General features: G+C 62.6%; 20 protein-coding genes. 19 read left to right on the top strand and 1 reads right to left on the bottom strand.

Features of this window, described 5'->3' with window-relative positions:
* Positions 1-30 precede the first annotated feature (30 nt).
* The 14 genes from A0257_15290 (at position 31) to A0257_15225 (ending at position 19,277) form a co-directional block, all read left to right on the top strand.
* Positions 31-1,146, top strand: coding sequence for a cell filamentation protein Fic (locus A0257_15290; protein ID AMR28317.1), 1,116 nt, complete (start codon positions 31-33; stop codon positions 1,144-1,146).
* Positions 1,147-1,421: 275 nt separating this feature from the next.
* Complete coding sequence (locus A0257_15285) at positions 1,422-2,705, top strand: hypothetical protein (GenBank protein ID AMR28316.1); 1,284 nt, start codon at positions 1,422-1,424, stop codon at positions 2,703-2,705.
* A gap of 67 nt (positions 2,706-2,772) precedes the next feature.
* Positions 2,773-3,231, top strand: coding sequence for a hypothetical protein (locus A0257_15280; protein ID AMR28315.1), 459 nt, complete (start codon positions 2,773-2,775; stop codon positions 3,229-3,231).
* A 90-nt stretch (positions 3,232-3,321) separates the two neighbouring features.
* The gene (locus A0257_15275) at positions 3,322-4,881 is read left to right on the top strand and encodes a hypothetical protein (protein AMR28314.1); all 1,560 of its coding nucleotides are present in this window, start codon (positions 3,322-3,324) and stop codon (positions 4,879-4,881) included.
* A gap of 258 nt (positions 4,882-5,139) precedes the next feature.
* On the top strand, positions 5,140-8,649 hold the full coding sequence (locus tag A0257_15270) for a hypothetical protein (protein ID AMR28313.1): 3,510 nt from the start codon (positions 5,140-5,142) through the stop codon (positions 8,647-8,649).
* The gene (locus tag A0257_15265) at positions 8,646-10,184 is read left to right on the top strand and encodes a hypothetical protein (GenBank protein ID AMR28312.1); all 1,539 of its coding nucleotides are present in this window, start codon (positions 8,646-8,648) and stop codon (positions 10,182-10,184) included. The genes A0257_15270 and A0257_15265 overlap by 4 nt, the downstream gene beginning before the upstream one ends.
* Before the next feature lie 199 nt (positions 10,185-10,383).
* Positions 10,384-12,459, top strand: a complete 2,076-nt coding sequence (locus A0257_15260) for a hypothetical protein (GenBank protein ID AMR28311.1) — start codon at positions 10,384-10,386, stop codon at positions 12,457-12,459.
* A complete protein-coding gene (locus A0257_15255) occupies positions 12,456-13,559 on the top strand; it encodes a hypothetical protein (GenBank protein ID AMR28310.1) in 1,104 nt (367 codons plus the stop codon). Before A0257_15260 ends, A0257_15255 begins: the two co-directional genes overlap by 4 nt.
* Positions 13,560-13,597: 38 nt before the next feature.
* On the top strand, positions 13,598-14,491 hold the full coding sequence (locus tag A0257_15250) for a hypothetical protein (protein ID AMR28309.1): 894 nt from the start codon (positions 13,598-13,600) through the stop codon (positions 14,489-14,491).
* A gap of 45 nt (positions 14,492-14,536) precedes the next feature.
* Positions 14,537-14,983, top strand: coding sequence for a hypothetical protein (locus A0257_15245; GenBank protein ID AMR28308.1), 447 nt, complete (start codon positions 14,537-14,539; stop codon positions 14,981-14,983).
* Positions 14,984-15,086: 103 nt separating this feature from the next.
* Entirely contained in the window at positions 15,087-16,280 is a 1,194-nt protein-coding gene (locus A0257_15240) for an SAM-dependent methyltransferase (GenBank protein ID AMR28307.1), read from the top strand.
* A gap of 90 nt (positions 16,281-16,370) precedes the next feature.
* On the top strand, positions 16,371-17,831 hold the full coding sequence (locus A0257_15235) for a phytoene dehydrogenase (protein AMR29795.1): 1,461 nt from the start codon (positions 16,371-16,373) through the stop codon (positions 17,829-17,831).
* A 102-nt stretch (positions 17,832-17,933) separates the two neighbouring features.
* On the top strand, positions 17,934-18,599 hold the full coding sequence (locus tag A0257_15230; protein AMR28306.1) for a hypothetical protein: 666 nt from the start codon (positions 17,934-17,936) through the stop codon (positions 18,597-18,599).
* An 84-nt stretch (positions 18,600-18,683) separates the two neighbouring features.
* On the top strand, positions 18,684-19,277 hold the full coding sequence (locus tag A0257_15225; GenBank protein AMR28305.1) for an arylesterase: 594 nt from the start codon (positions 18,684-18,686) through the stop codon (positions 19,275-19,277).
* Between the two features lie 163 nt (positions 19,278-19,440).
* Here A0257_15225 and A0257_15220 read toward each other — a convergent pair whose 3' ends face one another.
* Entirely contained in the window at positions 19,441-19,986 is a 546-nt protein-coding gene (locus A0257_15220) for a hypothetical protein (GenBank protein ID AMR28304.1), read from the bottom strand.
* Positions 19,987-20,371: 385 nt separating this feature from the next.
* Here A0257_15220 and A0257_15215 point away from each other — a divergent pair, with 385 nt between their 5' ends.
* The 5 genes from A0257_15215 to A0257_15195 all read left to right on the top strand — a co-directional run bounded on the left by A0257_15215 (position 20,372) and on the right by A0257_15195 (position 24,443).
* A complete protein-coding gene (locus A0257_15215) occupies positions 20,372-21,265 on the top strand; it encodes a transcriptional regulator (protein AMR28303.1) in 894 nt (297 codons plus the stop codon).
* Between the two features lie 120 nt (positions 21,266-21,385).
* Positions 21,386-22,075 carry a dimethylallyltransferase gene (locus tag A0257_15210; GenBank protein AMR28302.1) on the top strand — a complete coding sequence of 230 codons (690 nt, stop codon included), beginning with the start codon at positions 21,386-21,388 and terminating at the stop codon, positions 22,073-22,075.
* A 231-nt stretch (positions 22,076-22,306) separates the two neighbouring features.
* On the top strand, positions 22,307-22,867 hold the full coding sequence (locus tag A0257_15205) for a (2Fe-2S)-binding protein (GenBank protein ID AMR28301.1): 561 nt from the start codon (positions 22,307-22,309) through the stop codon (positions 22,865-22,867).
* 25 nt (positions 22,868-22,892) lie between these two features.
* Positions 22,893-23,918 (top strand): FAD-binding molybdopterin dehydrogenase, encoded by a 1,026-nt coding sequence (locus A0257_15200; protein ID AMR28300.1) that lies wholly within the window; start codon positions 22,893-22,895, stop codon positions 23,916-23,918.
* Between the two features lie 6 nt (positions 23,919-23,924).
* Entirely contained in the window at positions 23,925-24,443 is a 519-nt protein-coding gene (locus A0257_15195; GenBank protein ID AMR28299.1) for a hypothetical protein, read from the top strand.
* Positions 24,444-24,445: the final 2 nt, after the last annotated feature.

The following is a 24,445-nucleotide window of genomic DNA, read 5'->3' as shown; positions in this document are numbered from 1 at the left end:
GCTGTATATTCCCCGCAAAACCTGCGGAGAATGAACGAGTACATCTATCAACAACCCGACTGGCCCGCTTTCATCTGGCAGGCCGAACGGCTTCAGGAGCTACTGGCGCATGTCCGGCATCATCAGGGACGGTTGCTGGGGCGAATGGAAGGCTTGGGTTTTGCCTTACGAGAGGAAGCCACACTGCAAACGCTGATGCTGGACGTGCTGAAATCCAGCGAGATAGAGGGCGAATTACTGCCGCCGGAGCAGGTGCGCTCCTCAGTAGCGCGTGGGCTGGGGTTGGAAGTAGCGGGGCTGGTAGCGTCGGGGCCACAAGTGGAAGGGGTAGTGGCCATGCTGCTAAATGCCACGCAACAGTTCGACCAAGACCTGACGACCGAACGGCTTTTCGGCTGGCAAGCCGCGCTTTTTCCGACCGGGCGCAGCGGCTTGGTGCGCATTCGCACCAGGGCTTGGCGGCTTGATAGCACCGGCCCGATGCAGGTAGTATCGGGCACGGCAAACCGGGAAATCGTGCATTTTGAAGCCCCCGGCGCGACGCGGCTTCCCGCCGAAATGACCCAATTCCTGGCCTGGTTTAATGGCCCGGCTACTTTAGACCCGGTGCTAAAAGCAGCCCTGGCGCATTTGTGGTTCATTACCCTGCATCCATTTGAGGATGGCAATGGCCGGCTGGCGCGGGCGCTTACCGACTTGCAACTGGCGCGGGCCAATGGCAGCGCGCAGCGCTTTTACAGCATGTCGGCGCAGATTCAACGGGAGAGCCAGGCTTATTACACCATCCTGGAGCGCACGCAGCGCGGCTCGCTCGACGTCACAGCTTGGTTAACGTGGTTTTTGGAATGCCTGGGCCGCGCCCTGGCCGCCAGCGAGCAAACCATAGCGCAGGTGCTGCGCCGCGCCCGCTTTTGGGAGCGCCACGCGGCAGCCGCTCTCAATGAGCGGCAGAGGTTGTTGCTAGGGCGACTACTCGCCGGCTTCGAGGGAAAACTTACCTCTTCCAAGTGGGCCAAAATCGCTAAGTGCTCACAGGATACCGCCACACGCGATATTCAGGCGCTGATGGCGCTGGGCATCCTGGCCAGGGATGAGGCGGGTGGACGAAGCACCAGCTACTACTTACCGGAGGGGCAGCAAATCTGACCAGTCAATTGCGCTCGAATCCACTCAGTTTTTGACTTGCCTGCCTCGCTTACCCCACATCAAAAGCCATCACTTGCGTTTTTTACACGTTCACCAACAAACGGCGTTTCTAGCTGCGGTAAGCTGCGTTGCGAAAGTCTTAGCTTTTTGGAATGGCCCGCACCCGCACCAATTGGCCCGGACTACGACGTAGGCCCTAGCTTTGCTTGTTGCTCATTTATCACTTTTGCTGCCCAGCGCCTATGCTGCCCCGTTTAAGAATCGGCCTCTTGTTATTGCTCACCGTTTGCCTGGCCGCGTGCGGGGGAGAGGGCGGCAAGAAAGGCAAGCACGAACGCGCCACTCCCCACGTCGCTGGGCCTGATTTTCAATATACCTCGGCCGACATTATTGGCCCGGTGGCCCCTGCGGCGGCCAAGCTGCCGGTGGATATCTACCTGGATGCCACGCTGTCGATGAAAGGCTTTTCGCGCCCGCAAACGACCAATTTTTCGCGCTTGCTGGAAGGCATTGAGGCCACCGTGCAAGATGCCGCCAAAAGCTCCGACCTGCGCTTCTTTAAGTATGGGCGCTCGGTAGCGCCGCTGCCGCGGGCCGATTTTGTGGCGGCCCGCCACAGCCAGGCGCTGTGGGAAGACAAAGGCTTTCGGTCGGACACCGACTTTGCGCAGGCCGTGGACAGCACCGACCCCGGCCGGGTGTCCATCTTCATTACCGACCTGTTTTATAGCAACGCCGACGCCAACAAGGTGGTGGCCGCCATCAAAGACAAGTGCTTCAAGCAAGGGGTTGAAATGGGCATGATGGGCCTCAAGAGCGACTACGATGGCTACGTGGCCGACGTGCAGCCGCCCGTGAAGGTGACCGGCGCGCGGGCGCTATACCTGGTGGTCTTTGGCTCGAAAGCCAATATCAACCTGATTTTTTCGGCCTTCAAAAACCAGCCCTACGTGCAGGCCGACCAGCTGCTGCTGCTCACGCGCTACCCCGTGAAAAGCTTTAAGGCCGAGGCCACGAAGGCCCGCGACAGCAAGGCCATCAACGTTTCCTCGGCTCGCAATGCGTACAAAGACCTGGGTAACGTGTTCGCTTTCAACTGGAACCCTGGCAAAGGCGAGCAGGGCACCGTGGACTATACTATCACCTATGAGGCCGAGCCTTATACGCTGCCCGTGAGCGCCGCCAACCTGCGGGCGCACGTCTTCCGCAAGGATAAAGCCGCCCGCGACTCAGTGGCCGACGACCAAAGCCTCACGTTGCGGCCGGGTGCGGTGGGCAACGGCAAAATCGCGGGCCAGGCCACGGCCAGCCTCAAGCTACCCGCCAACAACGACTACGTAGCCTATCAGCTTACCTGGCAATACGATAACCTGGGCCGGGTAGAGCTGCCCGCTTGGATTACGGCCAACTCAACCGCCGATTTCAACCAGGCCAGCTCGGCCGCCGCCAAGCTCAAAACCCTGGGCCTTGATGATTTCGTGCGCAGCCTGGCCGTGAGTTCGGCTACGCAATTTGAGCCGAAATACGGGCGTTTGTACCTGATTTTTATTCGCAAATAGCGTTCTTGCTGAAGGCAAATCACCGAGCCTTTCCTCTTTCTCACCCTACCCCCGTTCACTTTCGCGTATGAAAAGCGCACCTATCAACTACTTAGCTACCCTCGTGCTAGGCGGCCTGCTATGGGCAGTATTCGCTATTTTTATGGCCGACCCGCTCACTGAGGGGCCCAGCCTGGCTACCCTGGCTCCCGAAGACCTGGCCAGCCAGCTACGGGCCGTGTTTGGGGTAGGGGCGCTGCTCGGGAGCGGCCTGGCTTGCTACTGGTACTTTTATGGCAGCCAGCCGGCTACTGCTACTCAGCTGGGGGCGGCCAAGAGCAAATACAGCAGCTTGTTTCTGAGCCTGATACTCATTTCCGTAGTGCTGACGGCGATATTGTGGTATTTGAACCGCGCCGAAGGCATGGAGCCGAAATGGTTTGCCATCTACTTTGGCATTAACCTCCTCTTGACGGCCGTGCTGTATTGGCTGGCCACGTTTCTCTTCTCGCCGCGGGCAGTCGAGAACGTGCCTTACGCCAAATAACTGGCCCTCAGCTGCTGGCAGCGATAGCCGGGGGCGTTTTAATTGCTTAATGACCAGTAGCAACTTACTGCTGGCCAATTGCTTGTAACCATGCAGGAAAATTTTTTGATTGGCATTGGCGGCACGGGGTCGCGAGTGCTGGAGGCATTTGTTCACTGCTGCGCGGCGGGCTTCGGCCCGAAGGGCAAGGTCTATTTGCTGCTCATTGACCCGGATGCGGGCAACGGCAACCTCACGCGCACCAAAACGCTGATTGAGGAATATCGCCGCCTGCGGGCGGCCTTCAAGCGGGAGGAAACCAACGCGGCTTTCCAAACGGAAATCGTGATTCCGGACGGCGACGCGCCGTTCGTGTGGTCCATTTTTGATGAGGCCGACCAGACGCTGAAAAAGTACATTGGCTACACCAACCTGCGCTCGCAGGATGGCCCGCTGGCCGACGTGGCCGACCTGCTCTTTACGCAGTCAGAGCTGGATACGAAGCTGAACGAGGGCTTCCGGGGGCACCCGTCCATCGGGGCCGTCGTGATGGCCGACCCGCCCATGAACGAGTATCCGTTCAAGATGCTGAAGGACAATATGCCGTCGGAGGCCGGGGCGGGGCGGGTGTTTCTGGTGGGCTCCATTTTTGGGGGCACCGGGGCGGCCGGCTTTCCTACCCTCGGGGCCGATAAGGTGCTGAAATACAACGCCGACCTGCAAACCAGCCTGGGCGGCAACCGCAGCAAGGTGCTGCTGGGCGGCGCGCTGGTGCTGCCCTACTTTGATTTCGCAGTGGACAATACTAAGGGCGAAACGATGTTCGTGACGCCCCAGGACTTTCCGATGGCGACCAAGGCGGCCCTGCATTATTACAATGACAAGCAGCTGGCGTTTGACCAGTACTATTTTATTGGTGATTCGCTGGCCCAGAAGGTCGGCAACTTCTCGACGGGCACCTCGACCCAGGAAAACCGCCCGCACTACGTGGAATTGGCCTCGGCACTGGCCGCATTCGATTTCTTTCGGCAGGAGCAGCCCAAGGAAGGGGCCGACAAGAGCTACTTCATCGCGAGCCGCGAAACGCCGACCGTGACCTGGGACCAGCTGCCGCTCTCGCGCTACGGCGACCAGCTGGCCGGGCTGCGCAGCGATTTTCGGCGGGACATCGGGGATTTTACGCTCTTCTGCTACACCTATCTCACGGTGGGCCACCGGCATCTGGACCCCGCCAACCGCAGCGAAACCAAGCTGGCCTCGTGGTACAAGGATAGCTTTAAGGGTGGCGACAGCGCCAAGGACGACCCCACCCACGGCGACAACCGCGCGCTGTTTGGGCTGATGACCTCCTACGCCCGGCGCTACCTGCGCTGGATAACCGACCTCGACGACCGCGCTCACGTGCAGCTCATCGACAGCGATAAGCTGCTGGCCAGCCAGGGAGCCGACAGCAAAGCCGTGCTACCCCTCAAGCTGCCGCAGGAATGGAAGCAGAACATCGGGCTGCTGTACCGGGGCCAGCCGGGCGGCCGCGACTTCGATTACTACACCGCTTCGGTGCTGAATAACAGCGAGATAAAAGACTACAGCCAGCACGCAGCCGACCGCTACCTGAATATCTTTTTTCGGGCGGCCAAGAAATTCAACCAAGACAACGCGGCTACTCGCTAGCGTGGTGGCGGCGGAGTTATCTACCTCAACGGCGCGGACGAGCGCCTCCCCCCCCTACCTCCTCTCCGGAAAACAATTAAAAGTTAAAATTCAATACAGCTTCAACTCTTAATTATTAACTTTTAACTCAATCGTCCGGTGTCCCCTCTCCTTTTCGGAGAGGGGGTCAGGGGGTGAGGTGACCCGGCCGCGCCGCCTAGTCCGTTATTTATAGCAGAGTACTTAATCAGAATAGAAGCTACTAGCCAACTACTTACAATGGCTCAAAAACACCTTTTTCTACCCAAGCTGCTGGCCGAGGCCAACGTGGCTGAGCCCAAGCAACACGGCCACTGGGAGGCGCAGGACAAGCGCATTATCCGGGCTATTTCCGATGGCATTGAGGTGGCCAGCGAGGCGCAGGACCGGGGCGTGTCGTCGGTGCCCGACGCCTACGCCCGGCCCCTGACGTTTCAGAGCGCCCTCGATAGCACCAACCACCCGCTGCGCGCCCGCGTGACGCAGGAGTGGCGCGGCTTGCTGAGTTTGCTGGCCCTGCACCGCATCAAGCCCGATTTGCAGCAGCTTACGTTTACGCCGGTGCGCCTCAACCAGGGCCGTTTTGCGCGGGCACTGCTCAACTTAGCTCCGCGGCCGGTGCGCCTGCAACGGGGCATTGAGTACAACTGGACGGACTTTCTGCTCATCAAGTTCGACGGGGTAACGCTGGGCGCTTTTTCGCCTTCCACCCTGGTTTTTACGTCGGCCGATTATAATAAAAAGCTGCGCGACAAGCCCTTTCCGCTCAAAGATGCCGAGGGCTACCTGTGCCCGCCGCCCGCCAGCAACCGCGAGGATTTGGAGAGCGTGGGCGAGTGGGTGTCGTGGTTGAAGCGCGAATTTGCGGACCTGGCCAACAACGACGAGGACGCGGCCGGCGAAGATGCCGTGCGCGTGCTCAACGGGCAGCTCGATGCCTGGCAGCGCGACATCCGGCGCGAGCTGGGCCTGGCCGACTACGCCCCGCTGGACGCGCCCGAATTCGAGATTGCGCCCCTGCCGCTGAGCATCAACGACGCGGATTTCCTGGGGCCGCGCAGCATTTACCAGCTGCTGCTGCGCCCCTTGCAGCGCGACAAAAACGCGACGACGGGCAACATCTCCGACTACGCGCTGGAAGTAGACGCCAAGCGGATGCCCGCGGGCCTGGAGCACGTCATCGTCATTGAGGCTAACCTGCTGAGCCAGAACCTCAAGCTCTGGCAGGGCATTAAGCCGGCGGAGCTGGGGCCCGACCCCATTCGGACCCTGTTTCGGGAGGCTTCGGGCACCCGCATCAACAACTCCGACATCAGCAAGGACAAGGGGCTGTGGATACGGCCGGAGCTGTATTTTCTGACTTCCACGCTCACAAAAGCGGCCGGCACGGGTGGCTTCCTGCCGGGGGCCGAGGCCCGTACCAACGGCGGGTCGAGCCGCTATTTACTACCCCTGCGCAAAGAGGTGCTGCAATATTTCTCGGTGGAGGAAATCGTGGACAAGCTAAAACCCAGCTACCACGAAGAAAACGACCGGGTTATTTTCTCCATGTGGCTACCCCTGCGCAACGGCCGCAGCGTGGAAGTGCGCAAAACCTACCTCACGCGGGGCGGCATGCAGGCCGTGGGCGAGGGCGTGATGGTGGAGCGCGAAGTGCCCGTGCTGGAGCTGTTCCCGAACTACATGGGCGAGTTCTGGGCGCGCTATTACTTATTATTCTCCGACACGGAGCGGCTGGCGGCCCGGCCGGTGCACTACGGCACCGCCCACTTCTACCTCACCGAGCGCATCCAGCGCCTCGACACCGCCACCGAGCGCCTGCGGGCCGAGCTGACGCGCATCAGCGGCGTAGATTGCTTTCCGGAGGGCATTGAGCTGACCGAGCGCGGCAGCCAGCAGCCCATCGGCTTGGTGCTGGTGGAGAAGGACCGCGACATTATCAGCCGCACGTTCCGGGGCTCGGCCATCGTGGGGGTTGATTTTGGCACGTCTAACACCAACGTGTTTACGCTGATAGAGGAGCAGGCCGAGCCAATGACGCTGCGCTTCAACTCCGACTACCTGCGCTCTTTGCTGGCGGCGGAGACTGGGACCCGCCAGAGCTTCGCCCAGGCTTTTTTCGTGCCCACCACCGACGTGCCGCTGCCCACACCCACGGCGCTGCGCGAGTACAACCCCGGCATGCGCAAGGACCTGCTGCTCGATTATTTCCTGTACTTCCCCGACAAGCCGCGCTACCCCGACAACGTGCTGGTGGACCTGAAATGGGAGGAGGAGGACACCAGCAACCTCAACGACTACTTGGAGGCGCTGGTGTTCGTGATAATGGTGGAGTTGGTGCGCCGGCGCGTGGGCCGCATCGAGTTTCGCTGCACCTACCCCAAGTCGTTCAACAAGGCCCGCGAGCAGGACTACCGCAGCAAGTGGACCAGCACCATCCAGGGCCTGTTTAGCAGCGACCCGGACGAGTTGAAAGACGGCCAAAAGCTGCTCTACGGGCCGGAAACCAACTGGGTGGAGGAGCCCGGCAACATTCTGACCCTGAACACGCGCTCGGGCAAGCTGGCCATCGGACGCGAGCCTAAGTTCGTGACCGAAGGCATTGCGGCGGGCGAGTTTTTCTCCAGCGAGAAGACCGTGAAGCTGTCCACGGACCGGGCCAACAAGATTGACGGCTCCATTTGCATCGACGTGGGCGGCGGCACCACCGACTTCAGCATTTGGGTGGATAACGAAATCAAGTACGACGCCTCGGTGCTGCTGGCCGGCCGGCAAATCGCCGAAGTGATGGCCCGCAACCCGCGCATTGGCGACCAGCTGCTGAGCGCCGAGGCCAATGCGGCCCTGCGCGAGGCGCGCACCAATAGCAAGTTTGCTTCGCGCATGAACTTCATTTTGCGCCGCGAACACAAGGAGATTTCGGCCGCGCTGGCCAAGGTATCCAACATCCGCGATATTATGCATTTGCGGCGGGTGCTGGTGGTCGAGTTTGGGGCGCTGGCTTTTTACGCCGGGCACTTGGCGCTGGCGCTCAACCAGTTCATGCGCGGCTCCTTCGCTACCAAGGTGGGTAGGGCGGGCCTGAGCCTGCACTGGGGCGGCAACGCCAGCAAGATGCTGGACTGGATAGACCACGGCAAGTTCCGGGCCGATGGCCTGGCGGCCAAGTTCCTCAACAACCTGTTTGCCTGCGTGGTAATGGGCGAGGTAGCCCCGGAAGCCGACCGAATGCTGCTCGACTACGACCACCTGCACCAGAAGCAGTCGGCAGGCCAGAAGAACGAGGCGGCCGGCGGCGTAGTCGTCATCGACAACATGGAGCGAGCCGGCGGCACCAACGCCACGGCCAAGCCTGCGGGCGGCTTCGTGTTTGGCCAGCAAAAAGCCAAAACCACCCTCGAAGGCATCGTGATGGGCGAAACCATTACCCTGACCGAAGACGTGCCGCCCTACCAGCCCGTACAGGCCGACATGCTATTTGAAGGCCACACCACGCTGTTGCAAGATGCCAAGCAAACCCAGCTTGACTACTTCCTGCAAATTCTGAACAGCGTGGGCCAGGAAAACGGCTTTCTGCCGGCCGGCGAGCAAATTACCCTGAGCCAGCAGGAGCGCATGGCCATCCGCAACAACCTGCGCAACGACTTTGCCCGGCTGGCCTCGCAGGAGCCCAGCCAGCGGGTAGTGGAGCCGGTGTTCATTATGGAGGTGCGCTACCTGCTTAATATCATGTTGGAGAAGATGTTATGATTCCGATTTTGGGCATTGACCTGGGTACCACGTTTTGCTGCGTGAGCTACATCGGGGCCGATGGGCAGCCGGTGGTGGTGCCCGACCTGGAAGGCGGCCAAACCACGCCTTCCATCGTGTACTTCACCGGGGCGCGGGCCAGCTTTGGGCGCAAAGCCGCCGCCCGCCGCCACGACGTGGCCAACCCGGTGTACCAATTTTTCAAGCGTGACCTGGGCAAGCCGGCCGATAAGCTCAACGGCAAGTATCGCCTGGCCGGCTACGACTACCAGGCGGCCGGCCTGCAAGCCCTGCTGCTGCGCTACCTCCGGCTGGGCGCGGCCACCCACTTCGCCCAAGTGGGCCTGCTCGCGGCCGACCAGGTAGCCACGGCCGAGCTGGAGGCCGTTATCACCGTGCCGGCGTATTTCCGGGAAGGCCAGCGCCGCGAAACGCGCCTGGCCGGCCTGGCGGCGGGCCTGCGGGTAGCGGGCATTATCAACGAGCCCACGGCGGCGGCCCTCACCTTCGGGGCCAACCTCGATAAGGAGCAAACCGTGCTGGTATTCGACCTGGGCGGCGGCACTTTCGACGTGACCATTATGCGCACCGGCCCCGGCCGCGCCGACGTGGTAGCCAGCAACGGGGCCTTCGAGCTGGGGGGTAGGGACTGGGACGAGCTGATTGAGCAGTACGCCAAGCAGGCCCACCGCGAGCGCTTCGGCCGGCCCATCCCCGACGAGCTGCTGTGGCAGGTGCAGGAGGAAGCCCTCAAGGCCAAAATCGCGCTTTCCGACGCGCCCAAGGCCACCATGCGGCTCGAATTGCCGCCCGAAGTATTGGAATTGACGCTGGACCGCGAGGCCAGCGCCCGGTTCTCGTTTGGCAAAAGTGCCACCGCGCCCGACTTCGTATTTGAGACCCGCAGCCAGGACCTGCTCACCAAATGCCGCGCCACCTTGCAGCAGGTATTGCAGGAGAAAAACCTGAGCTGGCACGACATTGATGAGATTGTGCTGGCGGGCGGGGCCAGCCGGATGCCCATGATTGCCAAGATGTTAGCCCAGGAAGCCGGCCGGCCGCTCACGCTGGTGCGCCCCGGTTTCAGCTACGACACGGCCATCAGCATTGGCGCGGCGCTCTACGCCAGCCGCCAAGCGGCCGTGACCGACGTGGTATCCCATAGCATCGGTATTGAGCTGCTTGACGACCGGGGCCAGGCTTACGTGGAGCTGCTGCTTCATAGAAACACCCCCATTCCGCAGGCCGTGTTTGAGGACAGCTTTGAGGCCGATGCCAACGCCACGCTCAAGGTGTACGAGGGCGAATCGGCGCAGGTGCGCGACTACCCGCGGGGGCCGCTGGGGACATTGCAGCTCGGCAACCCGGCCGGCCCGGTGCAGGTGCGGCTGGCCCAGGATACCGGCGGCATCATCGAAGCCAGCGTGCGCTACGATGGTAAGACAGTGCAAAAAACCATTGAGCCGCCCGGCATAAGCCTGAATTTGGAGGAGCTGAAAGCTCGCATCCAGGTGGTGCAGCTGGAACTGCCGTGATTCGTTGACGAACTGAATTTTATATTGAGATTATATAAAATTTTAAAAACGAAAAAGACCGTCATGCTGAGCTTGTCGAAGCATCTCTACCGCTTCAGCCGCGCCGTTCAACAATGCGGCTGAAGCGGTAGAGATGCTTCGACAAGCTCAGCATGACGGTCCAACAAAACTTTAACTACCCCTATCCTTATAATCAGCTATGGCCAAAATTGGGTCTTCTCAGCCACCACCCTCGCCCCTGGGCGGGCGGCGCATTGCGGGCGCGGGCGCGGCTTCCCCTACCCCCCTGCCCGAGCCGGTTCCGCAGTTTAACCCTAGCGAGTTGGCTCAGCGGCTGGAAAACGCGACCCTGACCGGGCCGCTGCTGGCCGTGCCCGCCGCCTACGAGCACGGGTCCGACTGGGAAACCTTGCTGGCTGACAACGTTTTCACCCAACTCTATCTAACGGCGGCGCTGCACGCGCAGGTGAGCGACGCCCAGGTAGCGGCCAACCAGCGGGTACTCGCGGCCTTTTGGGAGCAAAAGCTGCGCCTGCTGAACGCGGGCAACCAGGATTTGGAGGACGTGTACCGGCCGGGCACGGTGACCAAAGCCCAGGGCCGCCTGCAAGCCGCCGCCGCCGCCCTAGCCGATGCCGCCGGCCGGGCCGCCTGCTTCGCGGAGCTGAGCCGCCGCCGCCACGAAGCCGCCGCCCAAAAAACCGACGGCTACCTGCGCCTGCTGCTGCAAAGCCCGGTGCTGACCCCCACCATGCTGCGCCTGGCCGCCACCGAAGGGGTAGCCTCCGGCTTTACGCTATCGGAAGCCGAAACTTACCTGCTCCAAAAAATGCGGGCCGCCGCCTACGCGCCGGTCAAAACCCTCAACCAGAGCCCCAACCTACTGCTGGCCGACTGGACGCCCGGCGGGGTGCCCCTCACCAACCGCCCCCACACCAAGGTGCTGGGCCAGGACGTGTACAGCCTGGCCGAAGCGGGCCAGCTGCTGTACGAAGCCTTCACGGCTGACGATGAGCGCGTGAAGCGCGACCTGCTGAGTGCCAATTTCTTAGGCGGAATTGCCGACGACCTCAAAGAGCGCAGTACCGGCCAGGACCTGCGCGAAATCACGCAGGACCTGCGGCTCAACCAGGACCAGAAGCGGCTGAGCGCGCTGTATCTGCTCGGTCCCAGCCTGCCGTTTTACTTGGGCAAAACGGTGCCGGCCTTCACCAGCCCAGCGCAGCTGCTGACCCGCGCCGCCGACTCGGCCCGCGATTTTGCCGCCGCCGAGGAGGCGTTTAAGCAGAAGCTCCTACCCCTCTGGCTGCGGGCGGCGGCTACCGCCGAGGTGAAGGCGGCGCTGCCCGGCCCCGGCCAGGCGCAGGCCCTGGACTTCCGGCGCTTTCTGCACGCGGCCAACCCGCGGTTTCCGCTCTGGATTGGCGAACAGTCGTTTACGAGCCTAGCGCAGCTGGCCTACTATATCCGGCGCGACGAGTTCACCTGGAAAATGGTGTACGGCAGCCTGACGGCCGGCAACTTCGGCCCGTGGCTGGCCACACTCAACCAAAGCGGCGTTTTGGAGCGGCAGGCGCAGCTGGCCAGCACGTTGCGCGGCCCCGGCCTGGAGCCGGACTCGGAGCGGGGCCGCCAGCTGGCGGTGCAGGCGCTGCTCGAAACCATTGAGCCGCAAGCCGCCCCGCCGACCCTCGCCGCCGACTTATCCAGCCTCGACCTGACCGGCCTCAGCGGGGAGGCCCTGGCCGAGCGCCCGCTCACGCTGACCAACACGACGGGCGGCCCGGTGCGGGTATTTTTGAGCCTGGTGCCGGCCCTGGAGGGCGTGCAGCTCTCGGCCACGGAGCTATATTTTGACCAGCGCGCGCCCGGCCAGCAGCTGAGCGTGCGGCTGACCGGCAACCCGACCCAGATGCCGCGCGATGGCCGCCACCAGGCTCAGCTAAAGATTACTACTGTCTATACCAAAAGCCAGCTGCCAGTAGTGGCCGAGGCCGTTTTTCCGGTCAGGGAGTTTTTGCTGTTCGTGGGCGGCGCGGCCCTGGCGCTGGGCGCGGCGCTGGGCAGCATTCGCTTTCTGCTGGGCGAACTGCTGGGGGAGGAAAACTACCAGCATTTTCTGGCGCGGGGCACCCTGCTCCCGTTCGACCGCGCCGAGGCGGCGGTTAGCGGAACGGGGGGCGTGTTTCTGCTGGCGCTGGCGCTGCTGGGGGGGGTAGGGTATTTGTTTGTCAGCGCATTGCGCCGGCTGGCTAAAACCCCGGCGGCCCGATGAGCGCGGCGGGCAAGAAAAACAATACCTTCCTGTACTTCCTGCTGCTAGTGTTGGCTATCTGGTTGGGCTGGAAGGTGTTGCTGATAACTTACTACGCGCTCAGCTACGCGGGCCTGAACACGATGCTCGCCCTCGACCTGTCGGCCTTCGGCCGGCTGTCGGCCAGCCACTGGCCCGGCTACGCGGGGCTGGGTGCGGGGTTGGGCGCGGCTGGCGGGGCCATTGCCGCGCGGCGGCGCTTCGGGCTAGGCCGGCCAGTGGAGGTGTTGGGGTGGATAGCTATTGTGCTGCTGCTAGGGTTAATATATGCCACTACTGAGGTAGAAACTGCTGCCGAAAATACGACCACGGTAGTTGAGGGGCCAACCGCGCCGGCTACTACGGTTTCGCCTACCCCCCCCGCCCCGGCGGAGGTCCGTGAGCAACCCATTGTTAAGTATGCCCCGGCACCCGACACCAGCAGCACCGCGGCCGAGGGCTGGCAGCAGATTGTGGTGCGCGTGGCCCCTTTGCGCGCCAGCTGGGTTGATTCCTCCGCCAAGCCTTTCGCTTACCTGCACGCGGGCGACACGGTGCAGCTGGTGCGGCGCGCCCATGCTTGGGCGCAGGTAGCTAACAGCCTGGCCGGCAGCGGCTGGGTGCGCCGGGCCAGCCTGGGCCCGTTGGCGGAGGAAGACGAGCCAGCTCCTGCGGAGGAGCAAGCGCTTACCCCCCCTGCTCAGCCGAGAGCTACCCTTGCCAAAGCATCTACGCAGGCGAAGCCCGCCGTGCGGCCCGATACTGCCGCCCCGGCAATTACTGCTGCCAGGCCAGTTGGCCACCAGCAGTGCAGCGGCACGGTTGACAACCTGGCCGTAAAATACTCGCTTGATTTCCAGAAAACCGGCGTCTTAAGCGGCTACTATTACTATCAACAGCAGCCCGGCAAAGTCTATCGCCTGACCGGGAGCCTGGCTCCCTCGGGCGAGTTGCAATTGCTGGAATTTACGCGGGGCCGCCAGTCGGCCCGGTGCGTGCTACAGCGGCAGGGCAACGACTATGCGGGCACGAAGTATGCCATCGTCGGCGGGCAGGTCCCCATGACCCTAACCCTTGACTAACGATTAGCTGGCTTTTTTATCATCCCCGCGCACTAGCTATGACCTCTGCTACCTCCCCCGGCAGCAACAAAACCGGGCGTTACGTTTTTTTGGCACTCCTAGCCATTCCGGTGCTGGGGCTGCTCTACTATTTGTTCAGCTACCTGGCCGTCAACCTTTTTCTGGGGCTGGACCTTTCGGCGTATGGGCGGGTAGGCGAGGGCGGCTGGCCCGGCTACGCGCTGCTGGGGCTGGGGCTGGGGGCCGCCGGCGGGGCGCTGGCCGCTCGGCGCCGCTACCGCTTGCACCAGGGGTTGGTATGGGGGGCGGCGGCCGGGGCCGTGGGGCTGGCAGGGCTGGCCATCGCCACCTTCTCCGGCGCCCCCGCTGCCGACCAGCCGGCCGCTACCGAAGCCAAGCCATACAAACCCCTTAATCGCCGCGTGACCTGCGGAACCTGCACGGCCATCATGGCCACGACTACCCGCCCCGCGCAAAACGATAACAGCTACGAAGTCAGCAATTTGCTCCAGCGCGACACGCTGAAAGCCTGGATTAGCGGCACGGCGACGGATGCCGCCAACCCGCTCCTGCCCGAAACCCGGCTTTCCTTAACCATCGGGCCGCTCGCCGGGCACCGCCTCGTAGGCTTGCGCCTACGCAATGGCTACTGCAAAAACAGCGGCGTGTACCAGGGCTTCAGCCGGGCAAAAACCTGCCAGTTGCGCTCAGCCGACGGCACGCAGTCAACCATTTGGGCGCTGCCCGACACCGAGCACCGCGAATTTTTCTTACCCCTGGCCAGCCCCGCGGTCGGCCCCGACTCGGCCCGGCTAACGCTGAGCATCACCGAAACCTATCCGGGAGCTACGCATTCGGAGGTAGCGCTGGCTTGGTTAGTGCCACTCTTTGAGCCCCTTACCCAAGGAGTTTCGCCAAAGCCGGCCCGGTAAAAAGCTTGCAGTGGTGTTTCGCTCACGCCAGCCGTATAAGCGGCCATGCATCTGCTCCTCCGCTTTCCCGTGGCCCAGCCGCCGGCCAAGGTTCTGGCGGGCTTCACCCGCGAACTATTCGTGGCCCTGGCCCCGCCGTTTCCAAAATTTCACCTCATCCGCTACGACGGCAACAACACCGGCGACACGGTTATTATTGAGCTGCAAGTCGGCCCTAAGCGCTGGCGCTGGACTTCGCTCATTACCGACAACGGCGCGCTGCCCGACGGCACCCACTACTTCGTGGATGAGGGCCAAATCCTGCCCGCGCCGCTGCGGCAGTGGCGGCATCGCCACCTCATCGAGCCCGCGCCGGGGGGTAGGGGTAGCATTATCGTGGAAGATATCCAGTTCAGCACTGGCCGCCGCTGGCTCGACTTCCTGATTTACCCCGCCATGTGGGCGCAGTTCCGGCTGCGCGGACCGGTATATCAGCGGGCTTTTGGTGTTTAGGGGCTGGTGCCTGATGTTTGGGCAGAAGAAATAAGCCAGGGGAAAGGTGCGACCTTTGCGCCCAAGCACCAAGCACCAAGCACCAACCCCCAAGCATCAAAAAATGCCCGCCACTATCGTCCTCAAAAACGGAAAAGACCACTCCCTGCGCCGCCGCCACCCCTGGGTATTTTCGGGGGCCATTGCCCGCGCGGTGGGCGAGCCGCGGGAGGGCGCGGCGGTGCGCGTCGAAACCCAATCGGGCGAAGTGCTGGGGGTAGGGCACTACTCGGGCAGCGGCTCCATCGCGGTGCGCATGCTGGATTTTGGGCCGGAAGCCGCGCTCCCTACCCCCGACTTTTGGGTGAAGCGGCTGACCAATGCCTACGCCCTGCGCCAGCGCCTGGCCCTCACGGGCACGGCCGATACCAATGTTTTTCGCCTCGTCCACGCCGAAGGCGACGGCCTGCCGGGCCTCATCATCGACGTGTATGGCGACGTGGCCGTGGTGCAGGCGCACAGCGTGGGCATGTACCGCGCCCGCCCCGAAATCGCTGATGCCCTGCGAGTTGTGTTTGGTGACAAGCTGCGCGCCATTTATGACAAGAGTGCCGAAACCACGCCCGGCCATGCCGTGGGCGACGGCAAAAACGGCTACCTCTTCGGCGCGAGCACCGGCCAGGAGCACTTGGTGCACGAAAACGGCCACCAGTTTGCCGTGGACTGGGAAACGGGCCAGAAAACCGGCTTCTTCATCGACCAGCGCGACAACCGCGCCCTGCTGGCCCGCTACTCGGCCGGCCGCCGCGTGCTCAACACGTTTTGCTACACCGGCGGCTTCTCAGTGTATGCTCTGGAAGCCGGCGCCGAGCTGGTGCATTCCGTCGATAGTAGCAAGAAAGCCATTGCCTTAACCGAGCGCAACGCCGAGCTTTCACACCACGCCGACCGCCACGCCGCCTACCCCGACGACGTGCTCACGTTCCTCAAAAGCCACTCGGCCGAGTACGACCTGCTGGTGCTCGACCCGCCCGCTTTCGCCAAGCACCAGAGCGCCCGCCACGCCGCCCTCATGGGCTACAAGCGCCTGAACGCGGCCGGCATCCAACACCTCGCGCCGGGCGGGTTGCTCTTTACCTTTTCGTGTTCGCAAGTCGTTAGTCCCGAGCTGTTTGAGGGCGCGGTGCTGGCCGCCGCCATCGAGGCCGGGCGGCCGGCGCGCATCCTGCACCGCCTCACGCAGCCCGCCGACCACCCGGTGAGCCTGTTTCACCCGGAGGGCGCGTATTTGAAGGGCCTCGTGCTGGCCGTGGAGTAGTAGCGCGCGGCCCGCTAAACTTCTACCCCGGCCCCATTGGTTAGAGGCTTAGTGTTTACGAAAAAGAAAACTTTCTCCCCGCGCCAGCCCGTGGCCATCATTGGGGCGGGCGTGGCCGGGCTGGCCGCCGCGGCGCGGCTGGCGGTGGCCGGGCACCCAGTCACGGTGTTTGAGGCCGGCGGCTCGTTTGGGGGCAAAATGCACCAGTTCAGCCTGCCCGGCGGCTACCGCTTCGATGCTGGGCCGTCGCTCTTCACGCTGCCGCAGCTGGTGGACGACGTGTTTCGGCTGGCCCACCGCGACCCGGCCGACTACTTCCGCTACGAGCGCCTCGACCCGATTACCAACTACTTTTTTGCCGACGGCACGCGCCTCACGGCCTGGGCCGACGCGCCAAAATTCGCCGCCGAAGTGGAGCAGAAGCTGGGCGTGCCGGCCGGGCAAGTTGAAGCATTCTTGCAGCGCAGCGGCCGGGCCTACGACGCCACGGCGGGCACCTTTTTGCACAAATCTTTGCACAAAGCCAGCACCTATTTCAGCGCCGAAACGCTGAAAGCGGTGGCCGCCCTACCCTCCCTCGGCCTCACGGGCACCATGCACGCCCGCCACTCAACAGCCTTTGGGCAGGATGCGCGGCTGGTGCAACTCTTTGACCGCTACGCCACTTACAACGGCTCCGACCCGTACCAGGCACCGGCCACGCTCTCGCTCATTCCGCATTTGGAGCACGGCATCGGCGCGTTTTATCCCGAGGGCGGCATCTACGCCATTGCTAGCAGCCTGCACCGGCTGGCCGCGGAGTTTGGGGTGAAATTTCGATTTAATGAGCCGGTGCGCGAGATTCTGACGGCCGGCGACCTCATCACGGGCCTGCGCACCGACCAGGATGTGTACGACTTCGGCTTGGTAGTGAGCAACATGGACGTGGTGCCGACCTACCGCCGCCTCCTACCCCACCAGCCCGCGCCCGAGCGCACCTTGGGCCAGCCGCGCTCGTCGTCGGCGTTGATTTTTTATTGGGGGGTAGGGCGCGAATTTCCCGAGCTGGATTTGCACAACATCTTTTTTTCGGCCGATTACAAAGCGGAGTTCGACGCCATTTTTCAGCAGAAAACCGTGGCTGACGACGTGACCATCTACGTCAACATCACCTCCAAAAAAACGCTCGGCGACGCCCCGGCCGGCCACGAAAACTGGTTTGTGATGGTGAACGTGCCCCACGACGAGGGCCAGGATTGGGACGCCCTCACCGCCAAAACGCGGCGCGTGGTGCTGGCCAAGCTCAGCCAAGCGCTGAATATTGATTTAGAGCCACTTATCAGGGCCGAAAAGGTGTGGACGCCACCCGGTATCGCGGCCGATACGTCGTCGTTTGGGGGCGCTTTGTACGGCAGCTCCAGCAACAACGCGCTGGCGGCTTTTTTGCGGCATCCTAATTTTTCGGGCCGGCTGGCGGGGCTGTACTTTTGCGGCGGCTCGGTGCATCCGGGCGGCGGCATTCCGCTGTGTTTACTTTCGGCCAAAATTGTCGCCGAGCTAATTACTAAATAAGTTAAGAGTTAAGAGTTGAGAGTTAAGAGTTACTAATGGTCGTTCCTGGTATCAGCCATTAGTAACTCTTAACTCTTAACTCTCAACTCTTAACTCCTCAAAATGGAGTTATCGAACGTATCCGCGCCGGCGGCTTCTTCTGCCCGGCTGCGCCTGGCGCAAGGCTTGATATTGCTGTTTCACATCACGGGCTTTCTGGGGTTGGCGTTCAGCCACGACAAGGCCTTCTATTTGAAATACACGCCCCTCACGCTGCTGCTATCGGCGGGGCTGCTGGCGGCGTTTCAGCCAGAGCGCGGCCTGTTGTTTTGGCTGTTTGTGATGCAGGCGTTCCTGCTGGGCATGGTGGCCGAGATAGTGGGCACCAACACGGGCCTGCTGTTTGGGCACTACACCTACGGGGCCACGCTGGGGCCGCAGTATATGGGCGCGCCCTGGCTTATTGGGCTCAACTGGGTGATAACCACCTACCTGGCGGGCATGCTGGCGGCCTACCTGCCGATACCCTGGTGGGTGCGGGTGCTGGTGGGCACTGCCCTGATGGTGGGCTTCGACCTGTGCGTGGAGCCGGTGGCCGGGCGCTACGACTTCTGGCACTGGACCGGCGACCTGGTGCCGCTGCGCAATTTTCGCGACTGGTTTTTGCTCGCGCTGCTCATGCAATTGCTGTTTGTGCGCACGCCCTTCCCCAAGCGCAACCCGCTGGCGCCGCTGGTGTACCTGGTGCAGCTGCTCTTCTTCTTCGGCCTGACCCTACTGGCACCGTAAGGGCACTTTTGCCGCGCAGGCAAGGTTCTTATTGAGCCCCTTGGCAACCCCGTTTGGGGGTCGCCAAGGGGCCATTTTTTGACTATGAACAACCTGATTTTCTTCGGCGACAGCCTCACGGCGGGCTACGGCCTGCCGGCAGCCGCCAGCTTTCCGGCGCTTATGCAGCCCAAGCTCGACGCGGCCAGCCTACCCTACCAAGCGCTGAACTACGGCGTGAGCGGCGAAACCTCGGCGGGCGGCCGCCAGCGCCTACCCACCGTGCTGGCGCGCCACGCCCCCGCCGCCTTCGTGCTGGCGCTGGGCGCCAACGATGGCCTGCGCGGCATTCCGGTGCGCGAAACCACGGCCAACCTGCGCTACATCCTGCACGAGGTGCGGCGGCAGTTTCCGGCCGCGCCGCTGGTGCTGGCCGGCCTGGAGGTGCCCTTCGACCTGGGGCCGCTGGCCGTGCCCGGCCTCAGCCGCTACGCGCAGGAATTCGGGGCCTTGTTCGCCACGTTGGCGCAGCAGGAGGGGGTAGGGCTGGTGCCGTCGCTGCTGGCGGGCGTGGCGGGCCGCCCCGCCCTCAACCTGCCCGACCGCGTGCACCCCAACGCCGCCGGCCAGCACGTGCTGGCCGCCAATGTATGGGCCGTGCTGGAGCCTATGCTGCGGGCGGGCATCAGCCAGCAGTAGCTCGCAAATCCATTCAACCCTCTGTCAGCGAGGGCATTTCACTGAAAAGCACTCAGCCAGCGTTACCCCTCGGCAGCTATGCTGTCAGTGAGTAGCGCTGGCTGCGTGCTTTGTATTAGGCCTGATTCGCTGCTCAGCAGCTTGCCGCCAGCAGTCAGGCGGGTTAGTTGATAACCGTTTCGTTTGCCACGGTTGCCTGCATTTCGTAGCCTGCGGGAATGCTGGCTTCCTTGCCTTTATGCAGCAAAAAAAGCGGGCTTACCACCACTGCCAGGCCGATAGCGGCCCCGGCCGTGCCACTGCCCGCCGCACTTGTGCTGGCTCCCACCACGGGTATCATCTGCCCATCTACCGCTTGCACTACGCTGGGCCTAATGGCCAGGCTACCCTCTTTTCCCAGGCCTTTGTGATGCTCGGCCGCCGTTACCTGGCCGCTACCCGGCGCGCCCGCCCTGATAGCCGTCTTGCCGTTGACGACCACATCGTACTTAACCCGCATGGTTACCGACTGCCCCATCTGCGCATTTTTTGAGGACAAAGGCATCGTAGTTTCCAGCACTACCAGGCTGCCTGCTTTGAGGACGGCGGCATTCTGCCCCTGCGCGGCGGCAGTCGTGGCCGTTGCCACCTGGTTTGTTTCGGCAGGTGCCGCGGGCTGAGTTTGGGCCTGAGCCGCGAAGCTGGTGCCAGCCAGCAGAATAAGCGGCAAAAGTTGTTTCATGGGGAAGGCAGAGAAGATGAAGGAAGGGAGAAAACGTTCATAATCCGCTCATTATCAGCCTATCAGCACACAAGTATAGCATCCTCATTCCATACTACAAGGCCAGACTAAACGCATTCGGAAAAGCTCGACCAGTAAATTAGCCTGATAACCTAGTTTTTCTGAATTTCTGGCTGCGGCTGAAGCAACATTCAAAAATAAAAGGCTGCTTTCGAGAAGAATAGGACGGTTAAGCCTATCCCAATGGGTTTAGTCTGCTGCCCTGGGCGGCGTTTTTGCGTCAGCAATTAAGTTAGCCATTTATTCCGGCGCTGCTGTAACAGGCTGTGTTATTGCTAATTTTGCGTAAGTCCTGATTGGGTAACTTTGCCGGATGCTCAAGTCCGAGTCGCTCCCCCTTTTTTACCAGCACTACTTCCAAGGGCTGCCCCAACCAGAGGTGGAGCAGGTCAACGTTTTTCGGCTGGAGGAAGTGCGGGTCCCCAGCGCCAAGCTGATTTCTTACGGTCGCCGGGACTTTTACAAAATTGCCCTCAACCGCGACCCCCACGCCTACCACTTCGCCGACAAAAGCCTGGAGATGCTGGAGCCTACCCTGGTGTTTTTCAACCCGCGGGTGCCGTATAGCTGCCAGCCGATTTCTGCCCCTTCCACCGGTTTTTACTGCCTTTTCCGCGAGGAGTTCTTCCGGGGGCAGGGCAGCCCCAGCCTGCTGGACCAGCCGCTGTTTCAGCCTGGCGGCCACCCGGTTTATGCCCTCACGGCCGACCAGCAAACAGCCGTGAGCGCCTTGTTTGAGAAGATGCTCGCCGAAATCAATTCCGACTACCCCCTCAAGTACGACCTGCTGCGCAACTACGTGGCGGAGCTGATTCACTATGCGCTGAAGCTGCGGCCCGCCGACACCCTCTACCAGCAGCCCGATGCCAAGGTGCGGCTGACGAGCGCTTTCCTGGAGCTGCTGGAGCGGCAGTTTCCCATCGAATCCCTGACCCGTCGGTTTGCCCTGCGTTCGGCCGGCGACTTTGCCCGGCAGCTGAGCGTGCACGTCAACTACCTCAACCGCTGCGTGCGCGAGACGACCGGCACCACGACGACCGCCCACATCGCCGAGCGCCTGGCCGGCGAAGCCCGCGCCCTGCTCCGGCACACCGACTGGAACGTGGCCGAAATCGGCTACAGCCTGGGTTTCGACGAGCCGGCTCATTTCAACCACTTTTTTAAAAAGCAGACCGGCCTGGCTCCCTCGGCCGTGCGCCAGGTTTGAATTGAGCAAGCATCCGTTTGAATGCAGCAAGTTTCCCTGAGCAGGGTAGCGGACCTTTGTGGCCATTGAGCGGGTACACCGTTTCAACGCAACCAAACGTTCACTAACCGACAAACTGCCATGAAAATTTTGATGGTCATCACCTCGCACGACCAACTGGGGAACACCGGCGAGAAGACCGGCTACTGGCTCGAAGAGGTAGCCGCCGCCTACAATCGATTTAAGGATGCCGGCATCGACCTGGTGCTGGCCTCTCCCAAAGGGGGGGGGCCGCCGTGCGACCCGATGAGTACCACGCCCAAGTATCTGAGCGACGACACCCGGCGTTTTGCGGCGGACGCGGCGGCCCAGGCGCAGCTTGCCACCACGGTGCGCCTCGACAGCGTGCAACAGGACGACTTCGCCACGGTATTCTACCCCGGCGGCCACGGCCCGTTGTGGGATTTGGCCGAGGACCTGCACTCCATCCGGCTGATTGAGGCATTTTTGGCGGCCGGCAAACCGGTGGCCCTCGTCTGCCACGCGCCCGGTGCCCTGCGCCACGTGAAGAAAGCCGACGGCTCGCCGCTGGTCGCGGGCAAACAGTTCACCGGTTTCAGCAACACCGAAGAAGCAGGCGTGAAACGGGTCGCGGCAGTGCCGTTTCTGCTCGAAGACGAATTGAAAGCCGAAGGCGGCCTCTACTCGCGGGCGGCCGACTGGGCCGTTCATTTAGTCACCGATGGCCTGCTGCTCACCGGGCAAAACCCGGCTTCGTCGGGCCCTTTGGCCGAGGCGCTCCTCAAGCGGCTACCGAAGGTTTCGGTATAACTAGTTTTTCCAGCGCCACCCCCGCGGTCCTTCCTACTGGTGCGCTTAGCTGGAAGTAACTAGGTCACAACTGCCAGGGGGCCGCAACCTATTGCGGCCCCCTGGTTAGTTAAACGAGGCCGTTGGCCTGGGGAAGCTGGGCCCACGCCTGGGTTGGCCATTTTGGCGCTGGTTTTAGAAATCCTTCCGTGGAGGCGTACGACTGTTACGCTTCCGCTTTTCATTGTTCTTATGCCCCACTTTCTCCAAGCCCCGCTGGGGCCACCCGCCCCGGCTATCGTACCCGCCCAGGCGGTGACCCTGCACGTGAACGGCCAGGACCGCACCATTCACATCGCGCCCTGGACCAGCCTGCTCGACGCCCTGCGCGAGCACGTGGGCCTGACCGGCACCAAGAAAGGCTGCGACCACGGCCAATGCGGAGCCTGCACCGTGCTCGTTGATGGCCAACGCATTAACTCCTGCCTGGCACTGGCTACGGTGTACCAGGGCAAGCAAATCGAAACCATTGAGGGCCTGGGCAGCGCCGACAACCTCTCGCCCTTGCAACAGGCTTTCATTGACCATGATGCCTTTCAGTGCGGCTACTGCACCCCCGGCCAGATTTGCTCGGCGCAGGGCCTGCTTAACGAGGGCCGTGCCAAAACCGCCGACGAGGTGCGCGAGCTGATGAGCGGCAACCTCTGCCGCTGCGGCGCTTACCCCAACATCCTCTCGGCCGTGATGGAGGTGCTGCACGACGGCCAGGCCGTGGTGGACAACGGCACTTTGGTTATTATTCCTATATCTTAAGCTGTTAGCTGCTAACCTAGAACCCATGAACAGCTTTACCCTGACGCAAGCCGAAGCCGTGGATGCGGCCGTGGCCGACAAGACCAGCCACGAACACTCGGCCTACCTGGGCGGCGGCACCAACCTCGTGGACTTGATGAAGTACAACGTGGCGCGCCCTACCCACCTCACCAGTCTGGGCCGGCTGCCCTTGCAGCGCATCGAGGAGCTGCCCGGTGGAGGCCTGCGCCTGGGCGCGCTCGTGACCAATTCGGCCACCGCCTACCACCCCGAAGTGCAGGCGCGCTACCCCCTGCTGAGCCAGACCATTTTGGCCGGGGCCACGCCGCAGCTGCGCAACGCGGCTACCAACGGCGGCAACCTCAATCAGCGCACCCGCTGCCTGTACTTCTACGACCTCGCTACCCCCTGCAACAAGCGCGAGCCGGGCACGGGCTGCTCGGCCCTGGCCGGCTACAACCGGGTGTGCGGCGTGCTGGGCACCAGCGAGAGCTGCATTGCTACCCACCCTTCTGATATGTGCGTGGCCCTGGCCGCGCTGGAAGCCGTGGTGCGCGTGCAGGGGCCAGCGGGCGAGCGGACCATCCGGTTTGAGGACTACCACCGCCTGCCGGGCGATACGCCGCAGTATGACAACACCCTGAAACCGGGCGAGTTGGTGACGGCCATCGACCTGCCGGCGCAGGGCTACCGGCAGCACTTTACCTACCTCAAGCTGCGCGACCGCACCAGCTACGCCTTCGCCACGGTGAGTGTGGCGGTGGGGCTGGAAATGGCCGGCGACACCATCAAAACGGCCCGCTTCGCGCTGGGCGGGGTGGCCCACAAGCCCTGGCGCGACCAGGCAGCCGAACAACTGCTGGAAGGCCAAACTGCCTCGCCCGACTTGTTCCGGCGGGTAGCCGCCCAGGTGTTCGAGTCGGCGCAGGGCTACGGCGCGAACACGTTTAAGATAGAGCTGGGCCGCCGCGCCATCGTGCGGGCCCTGAAGCAGGCCGTGGAGATGGACTACCAGCTCGACCCCAACGCATTCCTGAATTCTAATCCGTAACCCGTTATGAGTCAGACTATCGCCACTCCGCCCACCATCCAGCTGGGCACCGATTACGTGGGCAAGCCCACGAGCCGCGTGGACGGCCCGGCCAAGGTGACGGGCGCGGCCAACTACGCGGCCGACTACGACGTGCCCGACCTCTGGTACGGCTACCTCGTGAACAGCCCCATCGCGAAGGGTAAAATCACCAAAATTGACGCGGCCCCGGTGCTGGCCCTGCCCGGCGTAAAGCGGGTGTTCACGCACGAAAATATGCCCTCACTAGCCTGGCTAGATAGCAGTTATCAGGATGAAATTGCCCCCGGCGGCTCGCCCTTCCGGGCGCTGCAATCGCCCGGAATTCTGTTCAGTATGCAGCCGGTGGCGCTGGTGGTGGCCGAGACCTTCGAGCTGGCCCGCTACGCGGCTTCTATCCTGCACATTGAGTACGAGGCGGCGGCGTTTGTCACCGACCTGGAGCAGGTGCGCCACGAGGGCCACGCGCCGAAGGCTAAGAAGCTGTTTGAGTTAAATTTGAGGTAAAA

Origin of the sequence: Hymenobacter psoromatis, from assembly GCA_001596155.1 — a bacterium.
GTDB lineage: Bacteria > Bacteroidota > Bacteroidia > Cytophagales > Hymenobacteraceae > Hymenobacter.
This window is presented reverse-complemented; position numbering and strand designations above follow the sequence as displayed.

What these genes read in the sequence shown, in the direction of transcription:
- A0257_15290 (AMR28317.1), top strand. Translation starts at nt 31, where the DNA reads ATGAACGAGTACATCTATCAACAACCCGACTGGCCCGCTTTCATCTGG.
- A0257_15280 (AMR28315.1), top strand. Translation starts at nt 2,773, where the DNA reads ATGAAAAGCGCACCTATCAACTACTTAGCTACCCTCGTGCTAGGCGGC.
- A0257_15275 (AMR28314.1), top strand. Translation starts at nt 3,322, where the DNA reads ATGCAGGAAAATTTTTTGATTGGCATTGGCGGCACGGGGTCGCGAGTG.
- A0257_15270 (AMR28313.1), top strand. Translation starts at nt 5,140, where the DNA reads ATGGCTCAAAAACACCTTTTTCTACCCAAGCTGCTGGCCGAGGCCAAC.
- A0257_15265 (AMR28312.1), top strand. Translation starts at nt 8,646, where the DNA reads ATGATTCCGATTTTGGGCATTGACCTGGGTACCACGTTTTGCTGCGTG.
- A0257_15260 (AMR28311.1), top strand. Translation starts at nt 10,384, where the DNA reads ATGGCCAAAATTGGGTCTTCTCAGCCACCACCCTCGCCCCTGGGCGGG.
- A0257_15255 (AMR28310.1), top strand. Translation starts at nt 12,456, where the DNA reads ATGAGCGCGGCGGGCAAGAAAAACAATACCTTCCTGTACTTCCTGCTG.
- A0257_15250 (AMR28309.1), top strand. Translation starts at nt 13,598, where the DNA reads ATGACCTCTGCTACCTCCCCCGGCAGCAACAAAACCGGGCGTTACGTT.
- A0257_15245 (AMR28308.1), top strand. Translation starts at nt 14,537, where the DNA reads ATGCATCTGCTCCTCCGCTTTCCCGTGGCCCAGCCGCCGGCCAAGGTT.
- A0257_15240 (AMR28307.1), top strand. Translation starts at nt 15,087, where the DNA reads ATGCCCGCCACTATCGTCCTCAAAAACGGAAAAGACCACTCCCTGCGC.
- A0257_15230 (AMR28306.1), top strand. Translation starts at nt 17,934, where the DNA reads ATGGAGTTATCGAACGTATCCGCGCCGGCGGCTTCTTCTGCCCGGCTG.
- A0257_15225 (AMR28305.1), top strand. Translation starts at nt 18,684, where the DNA reads ATGAACAACCTGATTTTCTTCGGCGACAGCCTCACGGCGGGCTACGGC.
- A0257_15215 (AMR28303.1), top strand. Translation starts at nt 20,372, where the DNA reads ATGCTCAAGTCCGAGTCGCTCCCCCTTTTTTACCAGCACTACTTCCAA.
- A0257_15210 (AMR28302.1), top strand. Translation starts at nt 21,386, where the DNA reads ATGAAAATTTTGATGGTCATCACCTCGCACGACCAACTGGGGAACACC.
- A0257_15205 (AMR28301.1), top strand. Translation starts at nt 22,307, where the DNA reads ATGCCCCACTTTCTCCAAGCCCCGCTGGGGCCACCCGCCCCGGCTATC.
- A0257_15200 (AMR28300.1), top strand. Translation starts at nt 22,893, where the DNA reads ATGAACAGCTTTACCCTGACGCAAGCCGAAGCCGTGGATGCGGCCGTG.
- A0257_15195 (AMR28299.1), top strand. Translation starts at nt 23,925, where the DNA reads ATGAGTCAGACTATCGCCACTCCGCCCACCATCCAGCTGGGCACCGAT.